Origin of the sequence: Mesorhizobium sp. M0062 (assembly GCF_040323125.1) — a bacterium.
Taxonomy (GTDB): domain Bacteria; phylum Pseudomonadota; class Alphaproteobacteria; order Rhizobiales; family Rhizobiaceae; genus Mesorhizobium.
Genome location: NZ_JAMYUO010000060.1, coordinates 1 through 2,763 on the forward strand (window position 1 = coordinate 1; position 2,763 = coordinate 2,763).

The 2,763-nt window shown below is 61.3% G+C and carries 2 protein-coding genes; both read left to right on the forward strand.

What is annotated here, in order from left to right; all coding sequences use genetic code 11:
- On the forward strand, positions 1 to 1,220 hold a 1,220-nt coding region (locus tag NKJ64_RS30410; RefSeq protein WP_352463824.1), incomplete at its 5' end, for a type I secretion system permease/ATPase.
- A 512-nt stretch (positions 1,221 to 1,732) separates the two neighbouring features.
- On the forward strand, positions 1,733 to 2,524 hold the full coding sequence (locus NKJ64_RS30415; protein ID WP_352463826.1) for a calcium-binding protein: 792 nt from the start codon (positions 1,733 to 1,735) through the stop codon (positions 2,522 to 2,524).
- Positions 2,525 to 2,763: the final 239 nt, after the last annotated feature.

Here is a 2,763-nt window from a genome sequence, read left to right on the forward strand (position 1 = left end):
CTCTCTCGCAAGGGCCGATAAGCGATACCGTTGCCCACAACATGGCACGCAATGGTCTGCTGCAAGCAGCGCGTTGCAATGCCGAGGTCGTGCAAGCTCTCGGTCTTGGAAAGCGGATCGCTGCCCGATGGCAAAAGGCCAATGCCAAGTGTCTGGCCGCCAACCGGAAAGCTGGGGATGTGGCAGGTGGGCTGGGTGCCATTTCAAAGTCGCTGCGCGTGCTGCTGCAATCGGCCATTCTTGCCGTCGGTGCGTACCTTGTCGTCAGGGAAGAGGCTACGGCCGGGGTCATGATTGCCAGTTCGATCATGATGGGGCGTGCGCTGGCTCCGGTCGACCTCGCCATTTCAAGCTGGAAACCCTTCCTCATGGCGCGCCAGGGTTGGGCGCGGCTGGAGGACCTCTTGGAAAAGGTTCCTGAAACCGCTCCTGTTATGCTAATGCCTGCACCTGAACGCGAACTGCGCCTCGAAAGCGTGACAATCGTTCCGCCCGGTGAAAGCAAGCCGACCGTGACCGGCATTGCGTTTGCCATTCAGGCGGGAAGCGCACTCGGGGTCATCGGCCCGTCGGGCTCGGGCAAGTCGACACTCTCGCGCGCCATCGTCGGCGCATGGACGCCGGTCGCCGGGAAGGTTCGCATCGACAGCGCAAGCCTCGATCAATGGGACCGGGAAGCACTAGGCCGTCACATCGGCTATCTGCCACAAGGTGTTGAATTGTTCGATGGCACCATTGCCGAAAACATCGCTCGTTTTGAAGATGATCCTGACCCTGAGGCTATTGTCGCCGCGGCGAAAGCAGCGGGCACGCACGAACTCATCCTCCGATTTGAGCACGGATACGAAACTCCGATTGGTGAGGCCGGATCGGCACTTTCCGCCGGGCAGCGTCAGCTTATCGGTCTTGCCCGGGCCCTTTATCGAGACCCTTTCCTTGTCGTGCTGGATGAACCCAATGCCCATCTCGACGCGGAAGGCGAAGCTGCAGTCGTTAATGCGATCGCCTCCGTGCGCGAGCGCAAGGGCATTGCGGTTGTCGTCGCCCATCGGCCGAGCGCCATCCGCGCCGTCGATTTGGTGTTGGTGATGGAAGGTGGACGGCAGCGATCATTCGGTGCGCGTTCCAAAGTCCTGAAGGCCATCGAGTCTACACAGGATCACGTGGCAGAGCGCGCTGACATGGAGGATCCCGGTGTCCGGCATTCATCAGAACAATGACGTTTCGAGTCCATTCGCCGGCACCTGGTGGCGGGCCTTCTGGCGAGCGTGATCCGGACACTTTGTCGTCGTTTCCTGGTGAGAAGATACAGCACCCGACTGGCGGGGTGGTCGGAGAAATCCTGGTGAACCCGGCATTTCGTACTACCTGGTGCGCCTGTCAGTTCCGATCTCGGCTCGCGCGAACGCGCTCCCTAACGTTCCATTGCTCGCAATGGGCAGTGCCGGCGCGACTCGGCAACACAGCCCCATGCCCGTTCTTCCGAGGGCGGCCCAACCAGGACGACCGGTTGCCAAGTTTTCCTGGACCGTTCTTTGAGTGTGAATGTTCGGGCCGATTGCCTGGGGCGTGTCCCCGCCGCCTGCGAGCCCGCAACTGCTCAGCAGAAGGGCGAAGTGAACGAGAATGCATCCATTTCGTAAATGTATGCCTATCCAAGCAATCGATTTCTCCAATTGTCCGATGACGAATATGAACGACTCAGGCAGGGGCATCATTAGGAGTATTTTCAATGGCAAAGATTATCGAAGGTGGCCCGGGTTCCGAAACACTCCTCGGCACCGAGGGTGTTGACTGGATCGAGGGTTACCAGGGCGGTGACTGGCTTGACGGTCGTGGCGGCAACGACGAGATCTCGGGTGGCGCGGGCAGTGACCGAGCCATCGGCGGCAAGGGTAACGACCGCATCTTCGGCGGAGATGGCTGGGACGATCTCTCCGGCGACAACGGCCGCTTCAACGCGCGCTTCTCCGGTGAGGACAATGACAGGCTCAGCGGCGGACCCGGCCAGGATGTCCTCTACGTGGGTGACGGCCAGGACACGTTGACCGGGGGCAGCGACAGTGACACGTTCGTGTTCCAGTTCCACAATCCGGTGCCTGGGGTTGTCGGGTCGACGTCGGACATTACCACTATCACCGATTTCAACCCGGCGGAGGACAAGTTCGCCTTCGATGCGGTGGGCCTCTACAACGATGGTTTTGGCGCGAACTTCGTCAACAACGCCAGCATACAGTCCGGCTACCCGGTGAGCAGCTTCTACAGCGGTGCGGCCTCGGGTGCGAACGGCGAACACGTCGTGGTGATCACTGGCGAATCTTTCAACTCTGCTAATGAGGCGGCGAGTGCGATCTCCGGCGAGCACGCCGGCGACATCATTGTCTACCAAAGCAGCTACACCGACAGACTCGCAACTCTGGCCTATGTCACCGCCGACGGCAGCGCGCACGAGTTCGCCCACCTGGGCGGTGTGGTCACCGTGGCAGACCTGGGCCTGACCGCGTCCGACTTCACCTTCGTTTGATCCAGAAAACCCATACGGAACCGCGCCCGCCCCGCCCCCCTGGGCGGGCGCTTTCCCGTTTCCGCTACTTGCCATGGGCCGGGGCGCCCGGGAGCAGTCAGCGTGTACAGTGACGAAGCCCTGCGCGTCGCGCTGGTCGTGCACCGAAATCCCACTGAAGGTGTGGAGGCGGAAGCCTGTTCGGGCCCTTGCGGCCGACCACGATGAATCCCTTCCAAACTTTCAGCCGGACGGTGTTG